General features: G+C 72.3%; 18 protein-coding genes. 14 read left to right on the top strand and 4 right to left on the bottom strand.

Annotated elements, in window-relative coordinates; all coding sequences use genetic code 11:
• The 3 genes from J7E86_RS21470 to J7E86_RS21460 all read left to right on the top strand — a co-directional run.
• The coding region (locus J7E86_RS21470; RefSeq protein WP_285439741.1) for a ComF family protein at positions 1-369 on the top strand (369 nt) is incomplete at its 5' end.
• Between the two features lie 309 nt (positions 370-678).
• The gene (gene hpf / locus J7E86_RS21465; protein ID WP_374223836.1) at positions 679-1,368 is read left to right on the top strand and encodes a ribosome hibernation-promoting factor, HPF/YfiA family; all 690 of its coding nucleotides are present in this window, start codon (positions 679-681) and stop codon (positions 1,366-1,368) included.
• 241 nt (positions 1,369-1,609) lie between these two features.
• Entirely contained in the window at positions 1,610-2,353 is a 744-nt protein-coding gene (locus J7E86_RS21460; protein ID WP_215083353.1) for a response regulator transcription factor, read from the top strand.
• Positions 2,354-2,431: 78 nt separating this feature from the next.
• Here J7E86_RS21460 and J7E86_RS21455 read toward each other — a convergent pair whose 3' ends face one another.
• A complete protein-coding gene (locus tag J7E86_RS21455) occupies positions 2,432-3,658 on the bottom strand; it encodes a winged helix-turn-helix domain-containing protein (RefSeq protein WP_251019479.1) in 1,227 nt (408 codons plus the stop codon).
• A gap of 53 nt (positions 3,659-3,711) precedes the next feature.
• Positions 3,712-4,305, bottom strand: coding sequence for a GNAT family N-acetyltransferase (locus J7E86_RS21450; protein WP_215083352.1), 594 nt, complete (start codon positions 4,303-4,305; stop codon positions 3,712-3,714).
• A 252-nt stretch (positions 4,306-4,557) separates the two neighbouring features.
• On the opposite strand from J7E86_RS21450, the gene secA reads away from it, so the two are divergent.
• Positions 4,558-7,377 carry a preprotein translocase subunit SecA gene (gene secA, locus J7E86_RS21445; RefSeq protein ID WP_215083351.1) on the top strand — a complete coding sequence of 940 codons (2,820 nt, stop codon included), beginning with the start codon at positions 4,558-4,560 and terminating at the stop codon, positions 7,375-7,377.
• A 79-nt stretch (positions 7,378-7,456) separates the two neighbouring features.
• Here the strand turns inward: secA and J7E86_RS21440 are convergent, their stop codons facing one another.
• Positions 7,457-7,927: an Rv3235 family protein gene (locus J7E86_RS21440; RefSeq protein ID WP_251019478.1), complete on the bottom strand. Its 471-nt coding sequence runs from the start codon at positions 7,925-7,927 to the stop codon at positions 7,457-7,459.
• A 302-nt stretch (positions 7,928-8,229) separates the two neighbouring features.
• On the opposite strand from J7E86_RS21440, the gene J7E86_RS21435 reads away from it, so the two are divergent.
• From J7E86_RS21435 to J7E86_RS21420, 4 genes are all read left to right on the top strand, one after another.
• A complete protein-coding gene (locus J7E86_RS21435) occupies positions 8,230-8,733 on the top strand; it encodes a hypothetical protein (RefSeq protein WP_215083350.1) in 504 nt (167 codons plus the stop codon).
• Positions 8,734-8,821: 88 nt separating this feature from the next.
• Positions 8,822-9,502, top strand: a complete 681-nt coding sequence (locus J7E86_RS21430) for an HAD family hydrolase (RefSeq protein WP_215083349.1) — start codon at positions 8,822-8,824, stop codon at positions 9,500-9,502.
• A 342-nt stretch (positions 9,503-9,844) separates the two neighbouring features.
• Positions 9,845-14,869 carry an NAD-glutamate dehydrogenase gene (locus tag J7E86_RS21425; protein ID WP_215083348.1) on the top strand — a complete coding sequence of 1,675 codons (5,025 nt, stop codon included), beginning with the start codon at positions 9,845-9,847 and terminating at the stop codon, positions 14,867-14,869.
• Positions 14,870-14,953: 84 nt separating this feature from the next.
• A complete protein-coding gene (locus J7E86_RS21420) occupies positions 14,954-16,138 on the top strand; it encodes a hypothetical protein (protein ID WP_215083347.1) in 1,185 nt (394 codons plus the stop codon).
• Here the strand turns inward: J7E86_RS21420 and J7E86_RS21415 are convergent.
• Positions 16,066-16,578, bottom strand: coding sequence for a GtrA family protein (locus J7E86_RS21415; RefSeq protein WP_374223837.1), 513 nt, complete (start codon positions 16,576-16,578; stop codon positions 16,066-16,068). The genes J7E86_RS21420 and J7E86_RS21415 overlap by 73 nt on opposite strands.
• Positions 16,579-16,769: 191 nt before the next feature.
• Between J7E86_RS21415 and J7E86_RS21410 the strand changes: the two genes are divergently transcribed.
• From J7E86_RS21410 to J7E86_RS21385, 6 genes are all read left to right on the top strand, one after another.
• Positions 16,770-17,849 (top strand): sugar phosphate nucleotidyltransferase, encoded by a 1,080-nt coding sequence (locus J7E86_RS21410; RefSeq protein WP_215083346.1) that lies wholly within the window; start codon positions 16,770-16,772, stop codon positions 17,847-17,849.
• Between the two features lie 36 nt (positions 17,850-17,885).
• On the top strand, positions 17,886-18,692 hold the full coding sequence (locus J7E86_RS21405) for a polyprenol monophosphomannose synthase (RefSeq protein WP_215083345.1): 807 nt from the start codon (positions 17,886-17,888) through the stop codon (positions 18,690-18,692).
• A gap of 103 nt (positions 18,693-18,795) precedes the next feature.
• Positions 18,796-20,202 carry a hypothetical protein gene (locus J7E86_RS21400; protein ID WP_251019482.1) on the top strand — a complete coding sequence of 469 codons (1,407 nt, stop codon included), beginning with the start codon at positions 18,796-18,798 and terminating at the stop codon, positions 20,200-20,202.
• Complete coding sequence (locus J7E86_RS21395) at positions 20,199-21,488, top strand: glycosyltransferase family 87 protein (protein WP_308312668.1); 1,290 nt, start codon at positions 20,199-20,201, stop codon at positions 21,486-21,488. Before J7E86_RS21400 ends, J7E86_RS21395 begins: the two co-directional genes overlap by 4 nt.
• A 3-nt stretch (positions 21,489-21,491) precedes the next feature.
• The gene (locus J7E86_RS21390; protein WP_308312667.1) at positions 21,492-24,329 is read left to right on the top strand and encodes a CDP-glycerol glycerophosphotransferase family protein; all 2,838 of its coding nucleotides are present in this window, start codon (positions 21,492-21,494) and stop codon (positions 24,327-24,329) included.
• The gene (locus J7E86_RS21385; protein ID WP_308312666.1) at positions 24,326-25,468 is read left to right on the top strand and encodes a glycosyltransferase; all 1,143 of its coding nucleotides are present in this window, start codon (positions 24,326-24,328) and stop codon (positions 25,466-25,468) included. The genes J7E86_RS21390 and J7E86_RS21385 overlap by 4 nt, the downstream gene beginning before the upstream one ends.
• The last annotated feature ends 84 nt before the right edge of the window (positions 25,469-25,552 follow it).

Below are 25,552 nucleotides of genomic sequence, written 5' to 3'. Positions count from 1 at the left end.
GCACGGGGGCACGATCCGGGCCGGCGCGTCGCGCTGGCCGCCGCGGGGGCGCTGCGCGGGACGGGCACGCCCGCACGCGTGGTGGCCGTACTGCGGCAGCGCAGGGCGATCGCCGACCAGTCCGGCCTCGGCGCGCGGGAGCGGAGGGCGAATGTCGCGGGGGCACTGGGGGTAGCCGGGAGAGCAGAACGCCGCGAGCGGTTGCTGACCATGGAAGGCCCGGTGGTGCTGGTGGACGACCTCATGACGACCGGGGCGTCGCTGGCGGAGGCCGCCCGGGCGCTCCGCGGAGCGGGCGCGCGGGTGCTGGGCGCCGCGGTGGTGGCCGCCCCGGAGCGCGCCTTCGACAACAACCGGAACCGACCGTGAACGCTCTTCGTTACTCATGGAAACGGCAGGAGAACACCTGAATGGAGGTACGTCCCAGTAGGGGCTACCGACAGGCGTCCGAGCGAGATATGTTCGGTTGTGAGGAATGGCAAGCGCTATGCCTCATATCTCCGATTGGCGCGTTTCGCGCGCATTCGCGGAAGCTTGAAGTCGATGGGGTGTAGATCTTGTCGATGGGGGAGGAGGAGGTGAAACCGCCTAGTCGGTGGCTCCGGGTATCCCCGGGGCTTGATGCAAGAGGGATGCGCCTCGCACCTTCGGCGGGGCGATCCGGGAACGGAGTTCTGCGTGGACATCGTCGTCAAAGGCCGCAAGACCGAGGTGCCCGAGCGCTTTCGCAAGCACGTGGCCGAGAAGCTGAAGCTGGACAAGATCCAGAAGCTCGACGGCAAGGTGATCAGCCTCGACGTCGAGGTGTCCAAAGAGCCCAACCCCAGGCAGGCAGACCGCTCCGACCGAGTGGAGATCACCGTGCGGTCCCGCGGCCCGGTGATCCGGGCGGAGGCCGCGGCCGCCGACCCGTACGCCGCGCTGGACCTGGCCGCCGGCAAGCTGGAGGCGCGGCTGCGCAAGCAGAACGACAAGCGTCACACCCGCAGGGGCAACGGACGCATTCCCGCGAGCGATGTCGGGGCGGCCGTGAACGGCACCGCCGAACTCACCGACAGCGGTGAACTCGTCGCGGAGCAGGCGGTGGACGGAGTCCCGGTCACCCATATGGGATCGCTGGAGATCCGGGGCGAAGGCCCCTTGGTGGTCCGCGAGAAGACCCACACCGCCGCCCCCATGGCGCTCGACCAGGCGCTGTACGAGATGGAGTTGGTCGGCCACGACTTCTATCTGTTCGTCGACACCGAGACCAAGCTGCCCAGTGTCGTCTACCGCCGGCACGCCTACGACTACGGCGTCATCCGCCTCAATGCCGACCCCCTCTTCGAGGCGGAGCCCGGCGGCGCCGGCGGAGCGCTCGGCGGCTGACCCCACCGGCTCACGGCCCCCCGCGGCGTGAGTCCGTCCCCACCCTGAACGGTGCCCCCGGAGCGTCCCGACGCTCCCGGGGCACCGCCGTGCGACCGTGGAAGCACCGCCCGGCCGCCCGCCGTGAAATCATGGCCGGGCGGCCAACGACCGGTCCGCGAAAACCGGTTGGGGCGTACGTAACTCTGTGCAACCACCGCGAGGGGCTCTGGGCCTTCAGGGGCCTTCAGGGGGAGGAACGATGGCGGACAGGTTCGGGCCCGTACTGGTGCCCGGCGAGGACGACGACGAATGCGCCGGCGAGCACCGGGGCAGCGCGCGCGAGGAGCCCATCCGGGTCCTGGTGGTGGACGACCACGCGCTCTTCCGCCGGGGGCTGGAGATCGTCCTGGCCCAGGAGGAGGACATCCAGGTCGTGGGCGAGGCCGGGGACGGCGCGGAGGCCGTGGACAAGGCCGCCGACCTGCTGCCCGACATCGTGCTGATGGATGTGCGGATGCCCAGGCGCGGCGGCATCGAGGCGTGCACCTCCATCAAGGAGGTGGCCCCCAGTGCGAAGATCATCATGCTGACGATCAGTGATGAGGAGGCCGACCTCTACGACGCCATCAAGGCGGGGGCGACCGGCTATCTCCTCAAGGAGATCTCCACCGACGAGGTCGCGACCGCGATCCGGGCGGTCGCCGACGGCCAGTCGCAGATCAGCCCGTCGATGGCGTCCAAGCTGCTGACCGAGTTCAAGTCGATGATCCAGCGCACCGACGAGCGCCGGCTCGTCCCGGCGCCGCGGCTGACCGACCGCGAGCTGGAAGTGCTCAAGCTCGTCGCCACCGGTATGAACAACCGCGACATCGCCAAGGAGTTGTTCATCTCCGAGAACACCGTGAAGAACCACGTCCGCAACATCCTGGAGAAGCTTCAGCTGCACTCCCGGATGGAGGCCGTGGTCTACGCGATGCGGGAGAAGATCCTGGAGATCCGGTGAGCGGGTCCGCCTGAGGCGGGTCCCCACAAGAGACCCGCCCACCGCCGCCGGTGTCCTCGGATGCCGCCCGCTGCCGCTTCAGTCCGTCAGGGCCACGGCCAGGGCGGCGGCCAGCTGCGCGTCGTCGCAGCGCTCGATCCGTACGGAGTCGCAGCCCACCCACTCGGCCGCCTCCCGCAGCGCCCGGGCCATCGGTTCCACGGACTTGCCTCCGTCGAGCGAGACCTGCCGGGCCACCAGCGTGCCGCCCTCGCGGCCCGGGTCGACCCGGCCCGCCAGCCGGCCGCCCGTCAGCAGCGGCATCGCGAAGTATCCGTGGATCCGCTTGGCCTTCGGGGTGTACGCCTCCAGCCGGTGGGTGAAGCCGAAGATCCGCTCCGTGCGTGGCCGGTCCCAGATCAGCGAGTCGAAGGGCGACAGCAGCGTCGTGCGGTGCCGGCCCCGCGTCGGCTCGGCCAGCGCCGCCGGGTCCGCCCAGGCCGGCCTGGACCAGCCCGCCACCTCGACCGGCACCAGGCCCGTGCCCTCGATGACGGCGTCCACCTGCTCCGCCTTCAGCCGGTGGTAGTCCGCGAGATCGGCCCGGGTGGCGACTCCCATCGCCGCACCCGCCTGCGCGACCAGTCGCCGTATGCACTCGGCGTCGTCGAGGTCGTCGTGGAAGAGCGCCTCCGGCACGGCCCGCTCGGCCAGGTCGTACACCCGCCGCCAGCCGCGCCGCTCGGTGCAGACGACCTCGCCCGTGTCGAGCAGCCACTCCACCGCGATCTTCGTCTCGGACCAGTCGTACCACTCGCCGCCGTTCTTGGCGCCGCCCAACTCCGTGGCCGTCAGCGGGCCCTCCGCCTTGAGCCGGTCACGGACCTCGGCGCAGGAGCGCTCGCCGTCCTTCATCACGTGCCAGCGGTGCCCGCGCGCCTGGAAGGCCCGTCGCCGGAACGCGAAGAGCGGCCACTCCTCGATGGGCAGGATGCAGGCGGCGTGCGACCAGTACTCGAAGCTGTGGGGGTGTGTGATGGGCGCTCCCGCCGGGCGCGGCGTCCAGTACGCCGATTCCACCGCCGTGCGGCCGACCGCGCCCAGCCGGGCGTACGGCACCAGCTCGTGCGAACGGGCCAGCACCGAGATGGTGTCCAGCTGGACCGCCCCCAGCCGCCGCAGCGTCCCGCGCACCCCGGCCCGCCGGTCCGGGGCGCCGAGCAGGCCCTGGGCGCGCAGCGCCAGGCGCCGCGCCTCGTCGGAGGAGAGCCGGGCCTCGGGCGCACGGCCCTTGCCACGGGCGGCAGTTGTCATCGTGGAGACCATGACGCCACCCTAGAGCCGACCACCGACAACGTCCCGACCGCGTCCCGGCGCCGTCAGCCGCGGCCGGGAAACGGCAGGTGGGCGGTCCGCTGGGGCAGTCCGAGGTCCGAGGGCAGCAGCGCGCCGGCCCAGGCGTCGCGGCGGGTGCCCGCGTGGACGAGCTTGGAGCGCTGGGTGCCCTCCATCCGGAACCCCAGCTTCAGGGCCACGGCGCGCGACCCCTCGTTGCCCGCCTCCGCGACCCACTCCAGGCGCTCCGCGCCCAGCTCCTCGAACGCCCAGCGGACCACCGCGCGCCCGGCCTCCACGGTGTACCCGCGCCCCCGCGCCTCCTTGGCCGTCCAGAAACCGAGCTCGGCCTGGCGCTCGGGAGCGCGCAGCTGCGCCAGCCGCTCCAGGCCCATGGCCCCCACGAGCCGGCCGTCGTCGCGGGAGAAGAGGCCGAAGCCGTACGAGGTGCCGTCGCGCCACCCGGCGGGGCTGACGTCCTCGATGAAGGCGCGGGCGTCGTCGGCCGTGTAGGGCGAGGGCACGGTGGTCCAGCGCTGGATCTCCGGGTCCTGGCACGCGGCGAGCACGGCGGGGGCGTCGGCGGGCGTGAACGGACGCAGCAGCAGACGCTCGGTGATCAGCTGTATCGGTTCCATGAACGGAGTGTAGGGACGGGTTTGCGGGCCGTCGCCCGGATTTCGCCCGCCCGGCACCTTCCGGGCACGCCGTTCGTTCCCCGTGCGGGTGACACCTGGACCAGGCGATGACGGACCTCCCGGCGCGGTGGGGTCCTCGCTTACGATGGCCGTTGCGGCGGGGACTGTCCCGTCGTGCCCGCGCACCCTCCCCCTGCCCGGCGGTGGGGGGTAACACCAGTGCCAGGCCCGACCGGCAAGGAGTCAGCCTACGTGTCCGTCTTCGGCAAGATCATGCGTGCAGGAGAAGGCAAGATCCTGCGCAAGCTGCACCGCATCGCGGACCAGGTCAATTCCATCGAAGAGGACTTCCTCACCCTCTCCGACGCCGAGCTGCGGGCTCTGACCGACGAGTACAAGCAGCGGTTCACCGACGGTGAGAGCCTGGACGACCTGCTCCCCGAGGCGTTCGCCACCGTCCGTGAGGCGGCCAAGCGCGTCCTCGGCCAGCGCCACTACGACGTCCAAATGATGGGCGGCGCCGCGCTGCACCTGGGCTACGTCGCGGAGATGAAGACCGGTGAGGGCAAGACCCTCGTCGGCACGCTCCCGGCGTACCTGAACGCCCTCTCGGGCAAGGGCGTCCACCTGATCACGGTCAACGACTACCTGGCCGAGCGCGACTCCGAGATGATGGGCCGGGTCCACAAGTTCCTCGGTCTGTCGGTCGGCTGCATCCTCGCCAACATGACCCCGGCGCAGCGCCGCGAGATGTACGGCTGCGACATCACGTACGGCACGAACAACGAGTTCGGCTTCGACTACCTGCGCGACAACATGGCGTGGTCGCAGGACGAGCTGGTGCAGCGCGGCCACAACTTCGCCGTGGTCGACGAGGTCGACTCGATCCTGGTGGACGAGGCCCGTACGCCGCTGATCATCTCAGGCCCGGCCGACCAGGCCACCAAGTGGTACGGCGACTTCGCCAAGCTGGTCACCCGGCTGAAGAAGGGCGAGCCGGCCAACCCGCAGAAGGGCGTCGAGGAGACCGGCGACTACGAGGTCGACGAGAAGAAGCGCACCGTCGCCATCCACGAGGCCGGTGTCGCCAAGGTCGAGGACTGGCTGGGCATCGACAACCTCTACGAGTCGGTCAACACCCCGCTCGTCGGTTATCTGAACAACGCCATCAAGGCGAAGGAACTGTTCAAGAAGGACAAGGACTACGTCGTCATCGACGGCGAGGTCATGATCGTCGACGAGCACACCGGCCGTATCCTCGCCGGCCGCCGCTACAACGAGGGCATGCACCAGGCGATCGAGGCGAAGGAAGGGGTGGACATCAAGGACGAGAACCAGACCCTCGCCACGATCACCCTGCAGAACTTCTTCCGCCTCTACTCCAAGCTCTCCGGCATGACCGGTACGGCGATGACCGAGGCCGCCGAGTTCCACCAGATCTACAAGCTCGGCGTCGTGCCCATCCCGACCAACCGGCCGATGGTCCGCAAGGACCAGTCCGACCTCATCTACCGCACCGAGGTCGCCAAGTTCGACGCGGTCGTCGACGACATCTCGGAGAAGCACGAGAAGGGCCAGCCGATCCTGGTCGGCACCACCTCCGTCGAGAAGTCGGAGTACCTCTCGCAGCAGCTCGCCAAGCGCGGCATCCAGCACGAGGTGCTCAACGCCAAGCAGCACGACCGTGAGGCGTCGATCGTCGCCCAGGCCGGCCGCAAGGGCGCCGTGACCGTCGCGACCAACATGGCCGGCCGTGGTACGGACATCAAGCTCGGCGGCAACCCCGACGACCTCGCCGAGGCCGAGCTGCGCCAGCGGGGCCTGGACCCGGTGGAGCACGTCGAGGAGTGGGCGGCAGCGCTGCCCGGCGCCCTGGAGCGTGCCGAGGCCGCGGTCAAGGCGGAGTTCGAGGAGGTCAAGTCGCTCGGCGGCCTCTACGTCCTCGGCACCGAGCGCCACGAGTCGCGCCGCATCGACAACCAGCTGCGCGGCCGCTCCGGCCGACAGGGCGACCCGGGCGAGTCCCGCTTCTACCTGTCGCTGGGCGACGACCTGATGCGCCTGTTCAAGGCCCAGATGGTCGAGCGCGTCATGGCCATGGCCAACGTCCCCGACGACGTGCCGATCGAGAACAAGATGGTCACCCGCGCCATCGCCTCCGCCCAGTCCCAGGTCGAGCAGCAGAACTTCGAGACGCGCAAGAACGTCCTGAAGTACGACGAGGTGCTCAACCGCCAGCGCGAGGTCATCTACGGCGAGCGCCGCCGCGTCCTGGAGGGCGAGAACCTCCAGGACCAGGTCACGCACTTCATGGACGACACCATCGACGACTACATCCGCCAGGAGACCGTCGAGGGCTTCGCCGAGGAGTGGGACCTGGAGCGGCTGTGGAGCGCGTTCAAGCAGCTCTACCCGGTGAAGGTCACCATCGAGGAGCTGGAGGAGGCGGCCGGCGACCGCGCGGGCATCACCGCCGAGTTCATCGCCGAGTCCGTCAAGGACGACATCCACGAGCAGTACGCGGCCCGCGAGGAGCAGCTGGGCTCGGACATCATGCGCGAGCTGGAGCGCCGCGTCGTGCTGTCGGTCCTGGACCGCAAGTGGCGTGAGCACCTCTACGAGATGGACTACCTCCAGGAGGGCATCGGCCTGCGCGCGATGGCCCAGAAGGACCCCCTGGTGGAGTACCAGCGCGAGGGCTTCGACATGTTCCAGGCCATGATGGAGGGCATCAAGGAGGAGTCCGTCGGCTATCTGTTCAACCTGGAGGTCCAGGTCGACCAGCAGCTGGAGGAGGTCCCCGTCCAGGCGGAGAGCCCGTCCCTGGAGAAGGAGGTCCAGGACGTGGTGCCCGCCGGTGCCCGTCCCGAGATCCGCGCCAAGGGCCTGGACGCCCCGCAGCGCCCCGACCGGCTGCACTTCTCGGCGCCGACGGTGGACGGCGAGGGCGGTGTCGTCGAGGGCGACTGGGCCAACGGTGACGGACCGACCCGCTCCCCGGCGGACGGCATGACCCGCGCCGAGCGCCGCAAGGCCCAGAAGAACAGCGGCGGCCGCCGCCGCAAGAAGTAGGCCGGAAGACGTATCCGGACGGCCCGGGGCGTGGGCGGGACACCTTGCGAGGAGTCCCGCCCACGCCCCGTTCCCGTCCTCAGGCGCGCACCCCGGCCAGCTCGACGGCCGAGCACCGCCAGCGCAGGTCCGTGCCGCGCTCCAGACGGAAGGCGAGCGCGTGCAGCCGGCCGCCGGAGTCGATGCGGGCGAACGCCTCGATCACACCCGGGCGGGGCGAGAACTCCCCGCACTCGCGGACGAAGGGGGACCGTCCCGGTGGCGCCGGCCGCAGCGGTGCCCGGGGCGCCAGGGCGGCGAGCCGGTCGTACGCGGAGCCCAGCGTGTGCCCGAGCATCCAGTGCACGGGCCGCTGGCCGCTGAGGGTGAGCAGCAGCCGGTCGGCGAACCAGTAGCGCGGCTGCCCCTGGCGCTGCCGCAGCCGTGCCGCGAGGTCCGGCCGGGGCCGCCGGCTGTCGGTGCGCCGCGGCGGCGCGGTCCCGGCCCCGCCGGGCCCGCCCGGGCGGGGCCTGCCGCTGCCGGGCCTGCTGGAGCCGGTGGTCCTGTGCATGCGTGATCGCCCCCGTGGTCGCCGGCCCGGCGCGATACCGGGCGGTAGCTTGGTGGGTGATCTTCTATCGGCGCATCCGGGGGCCGACAAGGACGGACGGGCGGGGCCCACCGGGCCGGCCACGTTCACCTATCCGGGCGACACCCGCTAAAGATCATGCTCCCGGCCTGCGGAAACGGCGATCGGGCGGGCTGGGCGGGCACGCCCCGGAGAGGGCTCCCGGCACTTCGAAGGGGGACTCGCGCCCGTATGCTGACAGGCACGGTTGGTATGTCCTTCGGACCCTCAGGAAAGCGGCTGTCATGCGCGTCTACGTCCCCCTGACCCTCTCCGGTCTAGCCGAGGCGCACAGGACCGGGCAGCTGGGCCCGGCGCCGCTGGACGCCTACGCCGTCACCCCCGAGCTGCGCGAGTGGTACGCCAGCGAGGACGTCGAGGAGCTGGAGTACGCGGCCCTGGGCCGCGCCGCCGCCCGTTCCCTGCGCCTGCTGGCCGCCGACCCGGACGCCGCCCGCCGGCGGGTGGTCGTCGCGCTGGACGTCGCCGACGGCGCCGTGGCCGCCGACCCCGGTCGCGCCCCGGAGCAGGACGCGATCGGCGCGGTGCGCCTCCCCGCGGCGGTGCCGCTGGCCAAGGCCGCGGCCGTGCACCTCGACTCCGGCGACGCCGAGCCCGGCATCGTCGCCGCGGCGGCCGCGCTGGACGCCGCGGACGGGGGCGACGACGACGCGCGGTCCACCGTGGACGACGCGGAGGACCACGAGCTGATGTGGTTCGGCGTCCAGGAGATCCCCGGCCTTCTCTGAGGGATCCCCGGCCTGCTCCGGCGGCCGGCGGACAGCCGGGGCGCGCCCCTGAGGCGCGTTGTCGGACCCGATGGGTACGGTCTGGTTCATGGGGAAGCACGGGGCACACATCGTCTGGGACTGGAACGGCACGCTGTTCCACGACATCGACGCGGTCATCGCCGCGACCAACGCCGCCTTCGCGGAGCTCGGCCTGGATCCGATCACGCTGGAGCGGTACCGCGAGCTGTACTGTGTGCCGATCCCGAGGTTCTACGAACGGCTGATGGGCCGCCTGCCCAGCGAGGCCGAGTGGGACCACATGGACGTGGTCTTCCACCGGCACTATCAGGACCACCGCGTGCGGTGCGCTCTCGCGGACGGCGCCGAGGACCTGCTGGCGCGCTGGCAGGGCGCCGGCGGCACCCAGTCGATCATGTCGATGTACGGGCACGACGAGCTGCTGCCGCTGGTGCGCGGCTTCGGCATCGAGCGCAGGTTCATACGGGTCGACGGCCGGACGGGCCCCTCCGGCGGCAGCAAGGCCGAGCACATGGTCCGCCACCTCGCCGGGCTCGACGGCATACCGGCCCGGCACACGATCGTCATCGGCGACGCCCTGGACGACGCCGTGGCGGCGGCCCACGTGGGCGCCCACGCGGTGCTGTACACGGGCGGGTCGCACAGCCGGGCCAGTCTCGTCCCCGCCGGGGTGCCGGTGGTGGACAGCCTGGCGGAGGCGGTTCTGGAGGCGGAGAGGCTCGCGGGGCGGGGCAGACTCGCGGGGTGACGGTTTTCGGCCACCGCGTCGCTGTCCATACCGTCAAAGTTCGGCCCCAGGTTTTGTACACAAACAGCTCATGACGGTTCCCGGGTGAAGAGCGATAGCCTTACCAGGTGATCAGCGCGATATCCAGCAGGGGCGACGGCGCTCCTGCCCTGCGCCCGGAGTGCCACCGCACCCGGGCCGCCGCTGATTCCCCGGGCCGGGCACCTCGGACGAACTTCGTCAAGAGCGCCCCGGTCCCCCCTCATTCCGGCATACCGTCGAAGACGACCGGAGACCCCGTGTCGCGGCGTGATGCCTCCACCACCTATGTCACGCAACGGCGCGCGACAGGAGCCAGAGGACATGCAGACCAAGCTGGACGAAGCCAAGGCCGAGTTGCTCGAACGGGCGGCTCGCGTCGCTGAGAACAGCCCGGCCGGGGGGCAACAACCGACTGGGCCCAAGGGTGAGGGCACCCTCGACCCGGAGACCCTGAACGCGTTCCTCCAGCGCTATTACCTGCACACCGCCCCCGAGGACCTCAGCGGCCGGGATCCGGTCGACGTCTTCGGCGCCGCGCTCTCGCACTACCGGCTCGCCGAGAACCGGCCGCAGGGCACCGCGAACGTCCGCGTGCACACCCCGACCGTCGAGGAGAACGGCTGGACGTGCAGCCACTCCGTGGTCGAGGTCGTCACCGACGACATGCCCTTCCTGGTCGACTCCGTCACCAATGAGCTCTCCCGCCAGGGCCGCGGCATCCATGTCGTGATCCACCCGCAGGTCGTCGTGCGCCGTGATGTCACCGGCCGCCTGCTGGAGGTCCTCGGCTCCCACTGCGACGCCCACGGCGCGGGCAAGGACGCCGTGCTGCCGCACGACGCCGTCACCGAGTCCTGGATCCACGTCGAGATCGACCGCGAGACCGACCGCGACGACCTCAAGCAGATCACCGCCGACCTGCTGCGCGTGCTCTCCGACGTCCGTGAGGCCGTCGAGGACTGGTCGAAGATGCGCGACGCCGCGCTGCGCATCGCCGACGGCCTGCCCGGGGAGCCCCTGCCCGGTGACGTCTCCGAGGCGGAGACCGGCGAGGCCGGCGAGCTGCTGCGCTGGCTGGCCGCCGATCACTTCACCTTCCTGGGCTACCGCGAGTACGAGCTGACGAAGGTCTCCACCGACGATGACGGGGAGGACGTCCTCAGCGCCGTCCCCGGCACCGGCCTCGGCATCCTGCGCTCCGACCCCACGCACCACGACGAGGGCCACCACGCCGGCCCCGTCTCGGCGTCCTTCAACCGGCTCCCCGCCGACGCCCGCGCCAAGGCCCGCGAGCACAAGCTGCTCGTCCTCACCAAGGCCAACAGCCGCGCCACCGTGCACCGCCCCTCCTACCTCGACTACGTCGGGGTGAAGAAGTTCGACGCCGACGGCAACGTCATCGGTGAGCGCCGCTTCCTGGGCCTGTTCTCCTCCGCCGCGTACACCGAGTCCGTGCGCCGCGTGCCCGTCGTCCGCCGCAAGGTCGCCCAGGTCCTGGAGGACGCCGGCTTCACGCCGCACAGCCACGACGGCCGTGACCTCCTCCAGATCCTGGAGACCTACCCGCGCGACGAGCTGTTCCAGACCCCGGCCGACCAGCTGCGGGCCATCGTCACCAGCGTGCTCTACCTCCAGGAGCGCCGCCGGCTGCGGCTCTTCCTGCGCCAGGAGACCTACGGGCGCTACTACTCCGCCCTGGTCTACCTCCCGCGCGACCGCTACACCACGGGCGTGCGGCTGCGGCTGATCGACATCCTCAAGGAGGAGCTCGGCGGCACCAGCGTCGACTTCACCGCCTGGAACACCGAGTCGGTCCTGTCCCGGCTGCACTTCGTCGTGCGCGTGCCCGCCGGCTCCACCCTGTCCCACCTCACCGACGCCGATGTCGAGCGCATCGAGGCCCGCCTGGTGGAGGCCGCCCGCTCCTGGGCCGACGGCTTCGCCGAGACGCTGACCGCCGAGGCCGGCGAGGAGCGCGCCGCCGAGCTGCTGCGCACCTACGGCCAGGCGTTCCCCGAGGGCTACAAGGCCGACCACAGCCCCCGCGGCGCCGTCTCCGACCTCGGTCACCTGGAGAAGCTGACCAAGGCCGGCGGTGGCCACGACTTCGAGCTCAGCCTCTACGAGCCGGTCGGCGCGGGCCCCGACGAGCGCCGCTTCAAGATCTACCGCACGGGTGAGCCCGTCTCCCTCTCCGCCGTCCTGCCGGTCCTGCACCGGCTCGGCGTCGAGGTCGTCGACGAGCGCCCGTACGAGCTGCGCTGCTCGGACCGGACGACCGCGTGGATCTACGACTTCGGTCTGCGGATGCCCGAGCGGATCGAGGGCGGCGACGACGCGCGCGGTCGCTTCCAGGACGCCTTCGCGGCGGTGTGGACCGGTGCCGCGGAGAACGACAACTTCAACAAGCTCGTCCTGCGCGCCGGACTGGACTGGCGCCAGGCAATGGTGCTGCGGGCCTACGCCAAGTACTTGCGGCAGGCGGGCTCCCCGTTCAGCCAGGCGTACATGGAGGACACCCTCAGCAGCAACGTCCACACCACCCGCCTGCTGATCAACCTCTTCGAGGCCCGGATGTCGCCGGCGCTCCAGCGCGCCGGCCGCGAGCTGACCGACGGGCTGCTGGAGGAGCTGGACGGCGCCCTCGACCAGGTCGCGAGCCTGGACGAGGACCGCATCCTGCGGGCCTTCCTCACGGTCATCAAGGCCACGCTGCGGACCAATCACTTCCAGCGCGTCAGCGCGGGAAGCGAAGGGGGAAGCCAGAGGACGGCGGACGGCACCCCGCACGCCTACCTGTCGATCAAGCTGGACCCGCAGGCCATCCCCGACCTGCCAGCTCCGCGCCCCGCGTTCGAGATCTGGGTCTACTCCCCGCGCGTCGAGGGTGTGCACCTGCGCTTCGGCAAGGTCGCGCGCGGCGGTCTGCGCTGGTCGGACCGGCGTGAGGACTTCCGTACCGAGGTCCTGGGCCTGGTCAAGGCGCAGATGGTGAAGAACACCGTCATCGTGCCGGTCGGCGCCAAGGGCGGCTTCGTCGGCAAGCGGCTGCCGGACCCGGCCGTGGACCGCGACGCGTGGCTGGCCGAGGGCATCGCCTCGTACAAGACCTTCATCTCCGGTCTGCTCGACATCACCGACAACCTGGTCGGCGGCGAGGTCGTGCCGCCGAAGGACGTCGTGCGCCACGACGAGGACGACACCTACCTCGTCGTCGCCGCCGACAAGGGCACCGCGACCTTCTCCGACATCGCCAACGAGGTCGCCCAGTCCTACGGCTTCTGGCTCGGCGACGCCTTCGCCTCCGGCGGCTCGGCCGGCTACGACCACAAGGGCATGGGCATCACCGCCCGCGGTGCCTGGGAGTCGGTCGAGCGCCACTTCCGCGAGCTGGGCCACGACACCCAGACGCAGGACTTCACGGTCGTCGGCGTCGGCGACATGTCCGGTGACGTCTTCGGCAACGGCATGCTGCTCTCCGAGCACATCCGCCTGGTCGCCGCCTTCGACCACCGGCACATCTTCCTCGACCCGTCCCCGGACGCGGCCGTCTCCTACGCGGAGCGCCGCCGGCTCTTCGAGCTGCCCCGCTCCTCCTGGGCCGACTACGACACCAAGCTGCTCTCCGCGGGTGGTGGCATCCACCCCCGCACCGCCAAGTCGATCCCCATCAACGCGCACGTGCGGGAAGCCCTCGGCATCGAGGCGGGCGTCACCAAGATGACCCCCGCCGAGCTGATGAAGGCGATCCTGCGCTCGCCGGTCGACCTGCTGTGGAACGGCGGCATCGGCACGTACGCCAAGGCGTCCACCGAGTCGCACGCCGACGTCGGCGACAAGGCGAACGACGCGATCCGCGTCGACGGCCAGGACCTGCGGGTCCAGGTCGTCGGCGAGGGCGGCAACCTGGGTCTGACGCAGCTGGGTCGGATCGAGTTCGCGCTGTCCGGGGGCCCGGAGTCCACCGGCGGGCGGATCAACACGGACGCCATCGACAACAGCGCCGGCGTGGACACCTCCGACCACGAGGTGAACATCAAGATCCTGCTCAACAGTCTCGTCACCGACGGTGATATGACCGTCAAGCAGCGCAACAAGCTGCTCGCCGAGATGACCGACGAGGTCGGCGAGCTGGTGCTGCGCAACAACTACGCGCAGAACGTGGCACTGGCCAACGCCGTCGCCCAGGCGCCCAGCCTGCTCCACGCCCACCAGCGGATCATGCGCCGGCTGACCCGCGACGGGCACCTGGACCGGTCTCTGGAGTTCCTGCCCACCGACCGGCAGATCCGCGAGCGGCTCTCCGCCGGGCGCGGCCTGACCCAGCCCGAGCTCGCGGTCCTGCTCGCCTACATCAAGATCACCACGGCCGAGGAGCTGCTCGGCACCGAGCTGCCGGACGACGCGTACCTGGAGCGGCTGCTCTTCGCCTACTTCCCGCGGCAGCTGCGCGAGTCGTACGGCGAGCACGTCGACACGCACCCGCTGCGCCGGGAGATCATCACCACCGTCCTGGTCAACGACACGGTCAACAGCGGCGGCTCGACCTTCCTGCACCGGCTGCGGGAGGAGACCGGCGCGTCGCTGGAGGAGATCGTCCGGGCGCAGACCGCGGCCCGGGAGATCTTCGGCCTGGGCAAGGTCTGGGACGCCGTCGAGGCGCTGGACAACCGGGTCGACGCCGATGTGCAGACCCGCATCCGGCTGCACGGGCGCCGGCTGGTCGAGCGCGGCACGCGCTGGCTGCTCAACAACCGGCCGCAGCCGCTCCAGCTCGCCGAGACCATCGAGTTCTTCCGGGACGGCGTGGCGGCGGTCTGGTTCCAGCTGCCGAAGCTGCTCAAGGGCGCCGACAGCGAGTGGTGGCAGTCCATCCACGACGAGCTCGTCGAGGCCGGCGTGCCGGACGACCTGGCCGTGCGGGTGGCGGGCTTCTCCTCCGCCTTCCCGGCGCTGGACATCGTCGCCGTCGCCGACCGCACCGGCAAGGAGCCGCTGGACGTGGCCGAGGTCTACTACGACCTCGGTGACCGCCTGCACATCACCCAGCTGATGGACCGGATCATCGAGCTGCCGCGCTCCGACCGCTGGCAGTCCATGGCCCGCGCCTCCATCCGTGAGGACCTCTACGCGGCCCACGCGGCGCTGACCGCGGACATCCTGTCCGTCGGCAACGGCGCGGCGACGCCGGAGGAGCGGTTCCGGGCGTGGGAGGAGAAGAACGCGGCGATCCTGGTCCGTGCGCGCACCACGCTGGACGAGATCCGCGGCTCGGACGCGTTCGACCTGGCGAATCTCTCCGTCGCGATGAGGACGATGCGGACGCTGCTGCGGACGCACAGCTGACGGCGGAGTGAACCAAAGGCGGCCCCGGGGCGAAATCCCCGGGGCCGCCCCTTTTATCGGGTTGTGCCGTGTTAAGAGAGACGGATGAAGGTCCTCTCACGGGTGACCCCCGCCCCGGTGCGCCAGGAGACCGCCCCCGCCTCCCTCCGCCGGGAGGCGGCCCTCGCGGCCGCCCTCCACCTCGCGGTGGCCGCGCTCGGCTTCGCCGTCCTGCTGCTGATCAGCCATCACCTCGGGCGCGGCACGGAGGAGCTGCTGCGCCGCTGGGACAGTGGCAACTACCTGCACATCGCCTCGCGCGGCTATCCGCGGGAGATCCTCTACCGCGACGACGGCGAACCCGCCTTCAGCCGGCTGGCCTTCTTCCCGCTCGTCCCCGCCCTCATCCGGGGCGTGCATCTGCTGACCGCACTCCCCGTGGCGTATGCCGGGGTGGTGGTCTCCTTCTGTGCCGGCGCGGTGGCCGCCTCCGGGGTGTACGTGCTCGTACGCGCCGTCGGCGGGCGCCCGGGCGCCGGGTACGCGTGTGTGGCGCTGTGGGCGTGTTCGCCGTACGCCTTCGCGCTGTGGGTGCCGTACTCCGAGGCGGTGTTCAGCGCGGCCCTCGTCTGGGCGATGGTGGCCCTGCTGGCGCGTCGCTGGCTGGGGGCCGCGGGGCTGTGCGTCCTGGCGGGCACGGTGCGGCCGACGGCGACGGTGCTGATCGGCACGGTCGTCCTGGCGGCCGGCTGGGCGGCGCTGCGGCACCGGGACGGCTGGCGGCCGTGGGTGGCGATGGCGGTCGCGCCGCTGGGGCTGCTGGGCAGCTGGCTCTTCCTGGGCGGCAAGGTGGGCCGCGTGGACGGCTGGTTCGAGGCCGAGCGGGCCTGGGGACAGTCCTTCGACTTCGGCCGCGGCACCGCGCACGTCCTGAAGGACATCCTGCTCTACGGGCGCGAGGGCCGGGTCACGGACGTGCGCAACCTCGTCCTGCTCGCGCTGATCCTGCTGACGGCCGTGGCCGTCCTGGCGCTGGCGCTGGACCGGAGCGTGCCGTGGCCGCTGGTGGTGCTGGTCGCCGGGGCGTGGGTGCTGATGGTGGGCACGCCGGGTTCGCCGCTGTCCAAGCCGCGCTTCATGCTGCCTTTCCTGCCGGTTCCGCTGCTGTTGGTGGCCCGGCCGCTCGCGCGTGCTCCGCTGGGGGTGCGGGTGTGTCTCTACGGTGGAGGTGCGGTGGTCTCGGGGTGGTACGCGGCAGGGTTGCTCTTGTTGTTCGAGGGCTCACCGTGACGCGAGGGATCGTCGTGGCCCGTATGCCGCGCGTGGTGCGGCAGTGCCCGGAACACCCAGGCGCGGTAGGACCAGAAGCGGAACAGCGTGGCGGCGCCGATGCCCAGGAACTTGAAGAGGTTGTTCTGGAACGGTGTGTCCCAGCCGAAGGCGTAGGTGGCGACGTAGAGGACGCCGTTCTCGATGACCAGGCCGACGGCGCTGAACGCGGCGAAGAGGGCGATCTCCCTGCTGCGGTGGCTCTTGTCGCGGTCCCGGTAGGCGAAGTAGCGCAGGCCCAGGTAGTTGAAGGCGATGGCGACCAGGGTCGCGATCACGCTGCATCGCACGACCTGGAGCTCCGTGGTCGTCCGGCAGAGGTTGAAGACCGCGAGGTTGACGAAGATGCCCAGCCCGCCGACGGTGCCGAACTTCGCGAATTCCCGTCCGAGCGCCAGCAGGCCCGCCGGGCGGGACGCCGTCGGCGGCCCGGGTTCGCCCGGTGTCCGGGGTGTCCTCGGTCGCAAGGGTCGCAAGGGCCTCTCCCACTACGCGCGCCACGCAAAGCAGACATTTTGCAGCAGACAACAGATTGTAGTGTAAATTGCCGCAAAAACTGACACAGTGCGATGACGACGGCGAGGACAGTGGCATGACAGAGGCGGTACTGCTCGTCGGCGGCAAGGGAACGCGGCTCCAGCCGCTCACCCTCAACACGCCGAAGCCGATGGTCCCCGCCGCCGGTGTGCCCTTCCTCGCCCACCAGCTGGCCCGCGCCGCGGCCGCCGGGGTGCACCACGTCGTCCTGGCAACCTCCTATCTCGCCGAGGTCTTCGAGCCCTACTTCGGCGACGGCTCCGCCCACGGGCTGCGCCTGACCTACGTCACCGAGGACGCACCGCTCGGCACCGGCGGTGCCATCCGCGCCGCCGCCGAGGCCCTCTCGGGCGGCCCCCGTGACCCCGTGCTCGTCTTCAACGGCGACATCCTCACCGGCCTCGACATCCGGGACCTGCTGCGCCGCCACGAGCGGGCCCGGGCCGACGTCACCCTGCACCTGACCCGGGTCGCCGACCCCCGCGCCTTCGGCCTGGTGCCCACCGGGCCCGACGGGCGCGTCCTGGCCTTCACCGAGAAGCCGCAGCGCCCCGAGGAGATCGTCACCGACCAGATCAACGCCGGCGCGTACGTCTTCCGGCGCGACGTCATCGACACCATCCCCACCGGACGCCCGGTGTCCGTGGAGCGCGAGACCTTCCCGGCGCTGCTGGCCTCCGGCGCGCTGCTGCACGGCGTCGTCGACGCCTCGTACTGGCTCGACCTCGGCCGCCCCGCCTCCTTCGTCCAGGCGTCGGCCGACCTCGTACGGGGCGTCGTGCGCTCCCCGGCCGTCCCCGGCGAGCCGGGCGAGTTCCTGCTGCTGCCCGGCGCCCATGTCGAGGCCGGTGCCCGGGTGGGCGGCGGCACGGTCGTCGGCGCCGGGGCGTACGTCGCGGCGGGTGCCGACGTCGAGGGCTCCGTCGTCCTGGACGGCGCGCGGGTCGAGGAGGGCGCGCGGGTACGGGCGAGCATGATCGGCCACCGCGCCCGGGTGGGTCCGCGGACCGTCCTGGACGGCGCCGTGATCGGCGACCACGCCGTGATCGGCGCGGACAACGAACTCCGCGACGGCGCCCGCGTCTGGTGCGGCACGGCCATCCCCGACGCCGCCATCCGCTTCTCCGCCGTCTGACCCCGCACCGGCCGGCCCCACGACAAGGACAGGCACATGAGCGCAAACCGCACCCCCGCCGTCGCCCCGCTCCCGCCGGAGTGGGGCCGGACCGCGACGACCGTGGTGATGCCCACGTACAACGAGGCGGACAACCTCCCCGCGATGGCCGAGGCGCTCATGTCGCTGCCGCTGGAGGGGCTGCGGCTGCTGGTCGTCGACGACAACAGCCCCGACGGCACCGGCAAGATCGCCGAGGATCTCACCGAGCGGTTCAACGCCCCGGACCGCGCCCGCATGGCCGTCCTGCACCGCACCGCCAAGGACGGCCTCGGCCGCGCCTACGCCGCCGGGATGGCCCGCGCCGTCGACGAAGGCGCCGTCTACGTCCTCCAGATGGACGCCGACGGCAGCCATCCGGTGGGCAAGGTCCCCGAGTTGCTCGGCGTCGCCCTCGCCACCGGCGCGGACGTCGTCGTCGGCAGCCGGTACGTGCCCGGTGGCTCCCTCTCCGCCGCCTGGGCCGCCCACCGCAAGCTGCTCTCGCGCTGGGCCAACGCCTACGCCAGCACGATCCTGGGCACCCGCGTCCGCGACATCACCGGCGGCTTCAACCTCTGGAGCGCCGGCGCGCTGCGCGCCATCGACCTCGACACCGTCGACAGCGCGGGCTACAGCTTCCAGGTCGAGATGAAGTACCGGGCGCTGCGCGCCGGCCACACCGTCGTGGAGGTGCCGATCCACTTCGAGGACCGGACCGCCGGCGAGTCGAAGATGAACCTGTCCGTCCAGCTGGAATCCGTGGCCATGCCGTGGAGACTGCGCGCGAGGGCCGCCCGTGCTGCCGGCGACCGCGCCCGCTGACCGCGTGACCCCGGTGGCACACGGGGTCACGCGACCGCGGCCGGCCGCCCCGCGCGGGGCGGCCGCAGGCGCCGCCCTGCTGCTGGTCGTCCTGCTGCTGCTCATGGCGGTCCGACTGCCGTGGGCCGGCGACCTGGGCATGCACGCCGCCGTCCTGGAACGGCTGCGCACCGACCTCCTCCACCCGGGCAACCCGCTGGTGGACGCGGACACCCCCAGCCCGTACGTCTCCCCGTGGACGGTCCTGCTGGCGCTGCTCGGCGCGGCGACCGGCTGGGACACGTTCTCGGTGCTGCGGGCGGCCGCCGTCGTCGACCTCGTCCTGCTGGTCACCGGGGTGAGCGCCTTCGTGCGCACCTTCACCCGGGCCAGGAGCGCCGTCCCGATGGCGCTGCTGTGCCTCCTGCTGCTCTACGGCGTGCGGCTGTTCGCCTGGAGCGGGTTCCCGGGCCTGACCTCGCTGGCGCTGACGCTCGCCTATCCGAGCACCTTCGCGCTCGCCCTCGCCTTCCACCTGTGGGCGCTGCTGCGCGGGGCCCTCGCCCACGGCTGGGGGCTGCCCGGACACCTCGGGCTCGGGCTGCTGCCGGCGGTCGTGGTGCTCGCCCATCCGTTCACGGGCGCGGTGGCCGTGCTCGGGGCGGCCGCCCTGCTGCTGGGCGCCCGGCCGTGGCCGACGGGCGCGGCGTGGGTGCGCATGGCCGCAGTGGCCGTGCCGGCCCTGGCGGTGCTCGCCTGCTGGCCGTACTACCCCTTCTTCTCGCTGCTCGGGGCCGACGGGCTGGACGCCATCCACCGGCCGCTCTACGACCACCTGGGGACGAAGTTCTGCCTGGTGCTCCTCGGCGTCGGGGCGCTCGCCGTGCGCTGGTGGCGCGACCGCCGCGACCCGCTGGCGCTCTTCTTCGTGCTGGGCGCCGCCGTCTTCGCGCTGGGCGGGCTCACCGGCCACCAGGCGTGGGGGCGGATCCTGCCCGCCGCACTGATCCCGGCCCAGCTCGCCCTCGCGATCGAGGTGGCCGGCCGGCGGCCGCGCGACCTGCTCGTACCGCTGACGGCCCTCGTCCTGGGCATCGGCGCCTGGACGCAGGCGGGAGTGCTCACGTACGTCCTGCGCCCGGCCGCCGTGCCGCCGGTCCTGCGGCACGTCCACAGGATCGCGCCGTGGCCGTCCTTCCGCTGGGTGGCCCGCGAGGTGCCCAAGGGGGCGACGGTGATGACCGACAACTACTACGCGCTGCGGATGATCCCGGCCTACGGGCCGTACACCGTGGCGCCGGCCTACCCCGATGTCTTCCTTCGCGACGAGGGGCGCCGGTGGGAGGCGACCCGCCGCTACTTCGCCCCGGCCGCCTCCCGGGCCGAACGGCTCGGCATCCTCAAGGAGTACGGCGTGCGATGGGTGCTGCACAAGGGCGGCCGCGCGGGGCTGCCGCAGGGCGACCCGGCGCTGAGGAAGGCCGTGCGCGGCCCCGCCGGGTTCGTGTTGTCCGAGGTCGTGGTGCGGTGAACGCCCCCGACGGTGCCGGGAACGCGGCGGGCGCGCCCGCCGGGGTCGGCCGGTGGCTGCGCGGGCGCGCCCCGTGGCCCGCGCTGCTCGCGGCCCTGGCGGTGTGCGGGCTGGACGTGGCACGGGTCATGGCCAATCCGCGGGCGGGCATGGACAACGCGGTCGTGGTGCGCGCGGCCAGGGCGCTGCTCGACGGCGGCTCGCCGTACGCGGACAAACGGTTCCTCTATCTGCCGGGCGCGGTGTTCGCGGCGCTGCCCCAGACGGTCGTCGACGACCGGGTGCTCTTCCACGCGGTGCCGGTCGTCACCGCCCTGCTGGTCCTGGTGGGCGTGGCGCTGTCCCTGCGGATCTTCGGCATCCGGGCGGACAGCAGGCTCGCGGCGGCCGTGACCGCCGGGCTCGGGGTGTTCCTGCCCTTCCACGGCCTGGTCCACCTCGGCAACTGGACGGTCGTCTCGGCCGTCGCCTTTCCCGTCGCGCTGCTGCTGATCCTGCGCGAGCGCTGGTGCGCGGCCGCGTGCGTGATCGGGGTGGCGGTCGCGCTGAAGCCGATGCTCGTACCGCTGTACGTGCTGTTCGTCCTGGCCCGGCGGTGGCGGGCGCTGGCCTGGGCCGTGGGCATCCCGGTGGTGGTGTCCGTGCTGGCCGCGCTGGCCATGCCCCGGCCGGGGCTGTTCTTCACCCGGACGCTGCCGTTCCTGCTGCACGGTCAGGACGACTACGCCCGGCCGTTCGACGCCTCCTGGACGACCGTGCTGCCCCGGCTGGGCGTGCCCCATTTGGCGGCCCTCGCGCTCGCGGCAGCGGCGGCGGTGGGTGTGCTCGCGCTCGCCCGGCTGCGGTGGCGGGCGGGCGGGCCGGAGCGGATGCGGCTCGTGGAGTGCGCGTCGCTGCTGATGCTCGCCGCGTTCCTCGTCTCCCGGCCGTCATTTCTGCACTACATGCTGGTGGTGCTGCCCGCGCTCGTGGCGTCGGTGGTGGAGCGGGGGAGCGCGGCGCGGTCGGTGTGGTTCTGGCTGGCGCTGCTGCCGCAGCTCATAGGGGTGCGCTGGCCGTATCTGGAGGGGGCCCAGCGGCACGCCTTCAAGGACATCGTCATGATCACCGGGGTGGCGGCGGTGCTGGCCGCGCAGGCATGGCGGACGCGGTCGCGGGCGGCGGGAGAGGTGACTGTCAGTGGTCGCGTCTACTCTCTTCGTAGTGGCCGTGATCCGGTGAATCACCCTGATCGCTCGGATTGCCCCGGTCGCGCCGATCGATCCGATCGCTCCGAAACGAGGTGACGTGTGACCATCGCGCAGCCCCTCCCCGGCCGTCGCCGCCCCGGCCCGGACGTCAGCGTCGTCGTGATCGCCTACAACGACGCCGAGCGGCTGCCGCGCGCCGTGCGGTCGGTGCTCGGGCAGTCGCTGCACGGCCTCGAAGTGATCATCGTCGACGACTGCTCCACCGACGGCACCCTCGCCGCCGCCCGCGCGCTGACCGAGGCCGACCCCCGGGTGCGCTGCCTGCGCCTGCCCGTCAACAGCGGCGGATGCGGGGCCCCGCGCAACGCCGGCATCGACGCGGCCGTCGCGCCCTACGTGATGTTCCTCGACAGCGACGACGAACTGCCCTACCACGCCTGCAAATCCCTGCTGCTCACCGCCGAGGAGACCGGCGCCGACCTGGTCACCGGCGAGGTGACCCGGCACTTCGAGGAGAGCGGCACCACCGGCCTGTGGTATCCCGAGCTCTTCACCGACGTCCGCGTCGTCGACGGCCTCCGCGCCGCCCCCGAGTACTTCCTCGACCACCTCTCCACCAACAAGCTCTACCGCGCCGACTTCCTCGCCCGGCACCGGCTGCGCTTCCCCGAGGACATGCACTACGAGGACCAGCTCTTCACCGCCCGAGCCCTCACCCTCGCGCACCGCTTCGCCGTCGTCCCCTGGCCCGTCTACACCTGGTGGCTCGCCGCCGACCCCGCCCACCTGTCCATCTCCTCCAGCCGCCATCGCATCCCCAACGTCGAGGACCGCGTCACCGCGGCCCGGCTCATCGACGCCTTCCTGGAGGAGAGCGGCAACGCCGACCTCCGCCCGGCCAAGGACGAGAAGTTCCTCCGCCACGACCTGCGCCTCTACCTCGGCGACCTGCCCTTCCGCGACCGCGGATGGATCGCGGAGTTCGCCGCCGCGGTCACGCCCTACCTGCGCACCCTCGCCCCCCGGGCGCTCGCCGCCGTCCCCCGCGAGCAGCAGATCTGCCAGTACCTGCTGGGCGCCGGCCGGTTCGAGGAGGCCGCCGAGTGCGCCCGCACCCTCGACCGCCCCCACCTCGCCCCCCGCCACATCACCCGGGAGGCCGGGCGCGTGTACTGGGGACGGACGCCCCCCACGGACCCCGCGGCCGCGGCCGGACTGGACATCACCGCCTGGCGCCTGGACGAACAGCCCTTCGCCACCGGCCCCCTGCGCCACGAGGTGGCACGCCTCGACCCCGCCGGCGAGGCCCTGCGCGTCCGGGTGCACACCTACGACCCCGCGCTGCTGCTCTCCGACCCCGGCCCCCTCGGCGCCGAACTGCGCATCGCCACCACGGCGGACCCGCTCACCGTGCCGTTCCGCTACGACCCGCCCCGGACCGGCCCCGACGGCGCCCCGGGCCACCGCACCGCCGAGATCGACCTCGACCCGCGCCTGATCCCCCTGGAGGTCAAGGGCTTCCGCGGCAGGCGCCACCCGGTGATCGCCCTCTCCCGCAGGGGCGTCACCCGCACCGACCCCCTCCTCGCCCCGGCCGGCCTCACCCCGCTGACCACCCGGCTCCCGCAGCACGGACCCCTCACCGGGCACACCCTGCGCATCGGCTGCGAGGGCCACGGCGCCGGCCGGCTCGAACTCACCTGGGAGCGCGCGGGCGCGCTCGGCCGCGCCGAGGCCGTCGCCCCCCGCCTGAAGCCCGCCCGGCGCCGGATCCAGCGCCTCACCCGCCGCGTCACCGGGCCCCGCGCCAAGGCCCTGACCTACCACGAGCTCCAGAAGCTCCCCATCGACGACGGACTCGTCGTCTTCGAGGCACTGGAGGGCCGCGGCTACGCCGACAGCCCCCGCGCCCTCCACGAGGAGCTCCAGCGTCGCTCCCTCCCGCTGCGCGCCGTCTGGTCGTACTCCGGCAACCGCGCCTCCTATCCCGAGGGGGTGCAGCTCGTCAGACGCGGCAGCTGGGAGTACGTCCGCACGGTCGCCCGTGCCCGCTACTGGGTCGACTCCCACGGCTTCCCGCAGCCCTACGGCAAGCGGCCCGGGACCCGCTATCTGCAGACCTGGCACGGGCAGGCGCTCAAGCACATGGGCTTCGACGTCCCCGAGCTGCGCCTCGCCGGTCCCGAACGGCAGCGGCAGCACCGCGAGATGGTCGCCCGCTGGGACGCCCTCATCGCCCCCAGCCCCGAATTCGAGCGGACCTTCGTGCGCGCCAACGGCTACACCGGCCCGCTGCTGCGCACCGGCCTGCCCCGCAACGACGCGCTCGTCCGCTGGAACGACCCCGAGCAGCGCGACCGCGCCGCCGCCGTCCGCGAGGCCCTCCAGATCCCCGCCGGCCGCAAGGTGCTGCTGTACGCGCCGACGTTCCGCGACGGCGCGCGCGGCACGGGGGAGTCGGTGCGCGTGGACCTCGCGGAGCTGGTCCGGCGCACCGGCGAGGAGTGGACGGTCATCGTCCGCCCGCACTACTACGAGCGGTTCGACGTGCCCCGCGAGCTGGGCCACGCGGTCCGCGACGGCCGGGAGTTCCCCGAGCTGAACGACCTGCTGCTCGCCTCCGACGCGCTCCTGACGGACTACTCCTCGGTGATGTTCGACTACGCCAACACCGGCCGCCCCATCCTGCTCTACACCGACGACTACGAGCACTACCGCTCCACCGCGCGCGGCACCTACTACGAGCTCCCCGACATCGCGCCCGGCCCCATGCTCACCACCGTGGACGAACTGGCGGCGGCGCTCGCCGACCTGACGGCGGTGCGGGAGGAGTGGGCCGGGGCGTACGGGCGGTTCCAGGCCCGGTTCAACCCTTACGAGACCGGGCGCGCGAGCAAGGCCGTGGTCGACCTCTTCTTCGAGGGGAGGGACCGGTGACACCGCGCGATCTGTTCCTCGTCGGCATCGACGTGGACTCCATGGGCGGCTCGCAGCGCGTCCTGCACACCCTCGCGCAGGGCTTCGCCGAGCGCGGCCACCGCGTCGACCTGATCGGCATCCGGCCCAGCCCCGAACCCCACACCTACGTCGCCGACCCCGCCTACCGGCACACCACCCTCTACGCCTCACCGCCCCGGCCGCCCTGGCGGGCCCGCTCCCTCGCCGAGCGGCTGAGCCCCTCCCGCCTGCGCGCGGCACGCGCCGAACGGCGGGAGCGGGACCGCGCCCGGCGCGTGCTGGAGGAGCGGTTCGCCGCCGTGCCGGACGGCTGCCTCCTCATCGGCTCGCCGTGGGCCGCGGTCTGGCTGCGGGCCGTGCGGTGGCCGCACCTGAAGGGCATCGGGCAGTACCACGAGTCGTTCCTCCAGGCGTCCCGCTCCGAGAACCTCCGGCTGATCCTGCGCCACTACCCGGAGCTGGAGAAGTCGGTGTTCCTGAGCGAGCCGGACGCGGCGGAGTTCCGCCGCCGGCGGCTGCCGAACGCGACCGTGATGCCCAACCCGCTGCCGTTCGAGCCCGGCCCGCCCGCCCCGCTCGACACCTGGCGCGTCGGCGCCGTCGGACGGCTGGAGGCGGTCAAGCGACTGGACCGCCTCCTCGACGCCTTCGCGGCGGCCTCCGCCGGCCAGGGGGGCTGGGAGCTCCACCTGTTCGGCGAGGGCCCCCTGGAGGCGGAGCTGCGGGCCAGGGCCGGGCGCCTGGGCATCGCCGGCCGCGTCCGGTTCCGCGGCAGCGTGCGGGAGATGGCCGCCGCCTATCGCGAGCTGTCCGTCGTCGCCCTCACCAGTGAACGCGAGGGCCGGCCGATGGCCCTGGCCGAGGCGTCGGCGGCCGGGGTGCCGTGCGTGGGCTTCGACCTCTCGGGCGGCGTCCGCGAGCTGGTCGGCCACGGCCGCACCGGCACGCTCGTACCGCCCGGCGACACCGGGGCGTTCACGGCGGCCCTGCGGGAGCTGATGACGGACGCCGGGCTGCGCGAGCGCTACGGACGGGCCGCGCGCGAGCACGTCGCGCCGCTGCGGCTGCCGGTCGTACTGGACCGGTGGGAGGCGCTGTTCGAGGAGATCGACCGGTAGGGATCCGGCGGAAGGGAGGGGGGTGACGATGCTACGAGGCGGTGGTCCGGCGCAGCCGGCGCAGCGCGATGCCGAGCGCCGCGC

The organism is Streptomyces sp. ISL-11 (genome assembly GCF_018614525.1).
In the GTDB taxonomy this organism is placed as follows: domain Bacteria; phylum Actinomycetota; class Actinomycetes; order Streptomycetales; family Streptomycetaceae; genus Streptomyces.
This window is presented reverse-complemented; position numbering and strand designations above follow the sequence as displayed.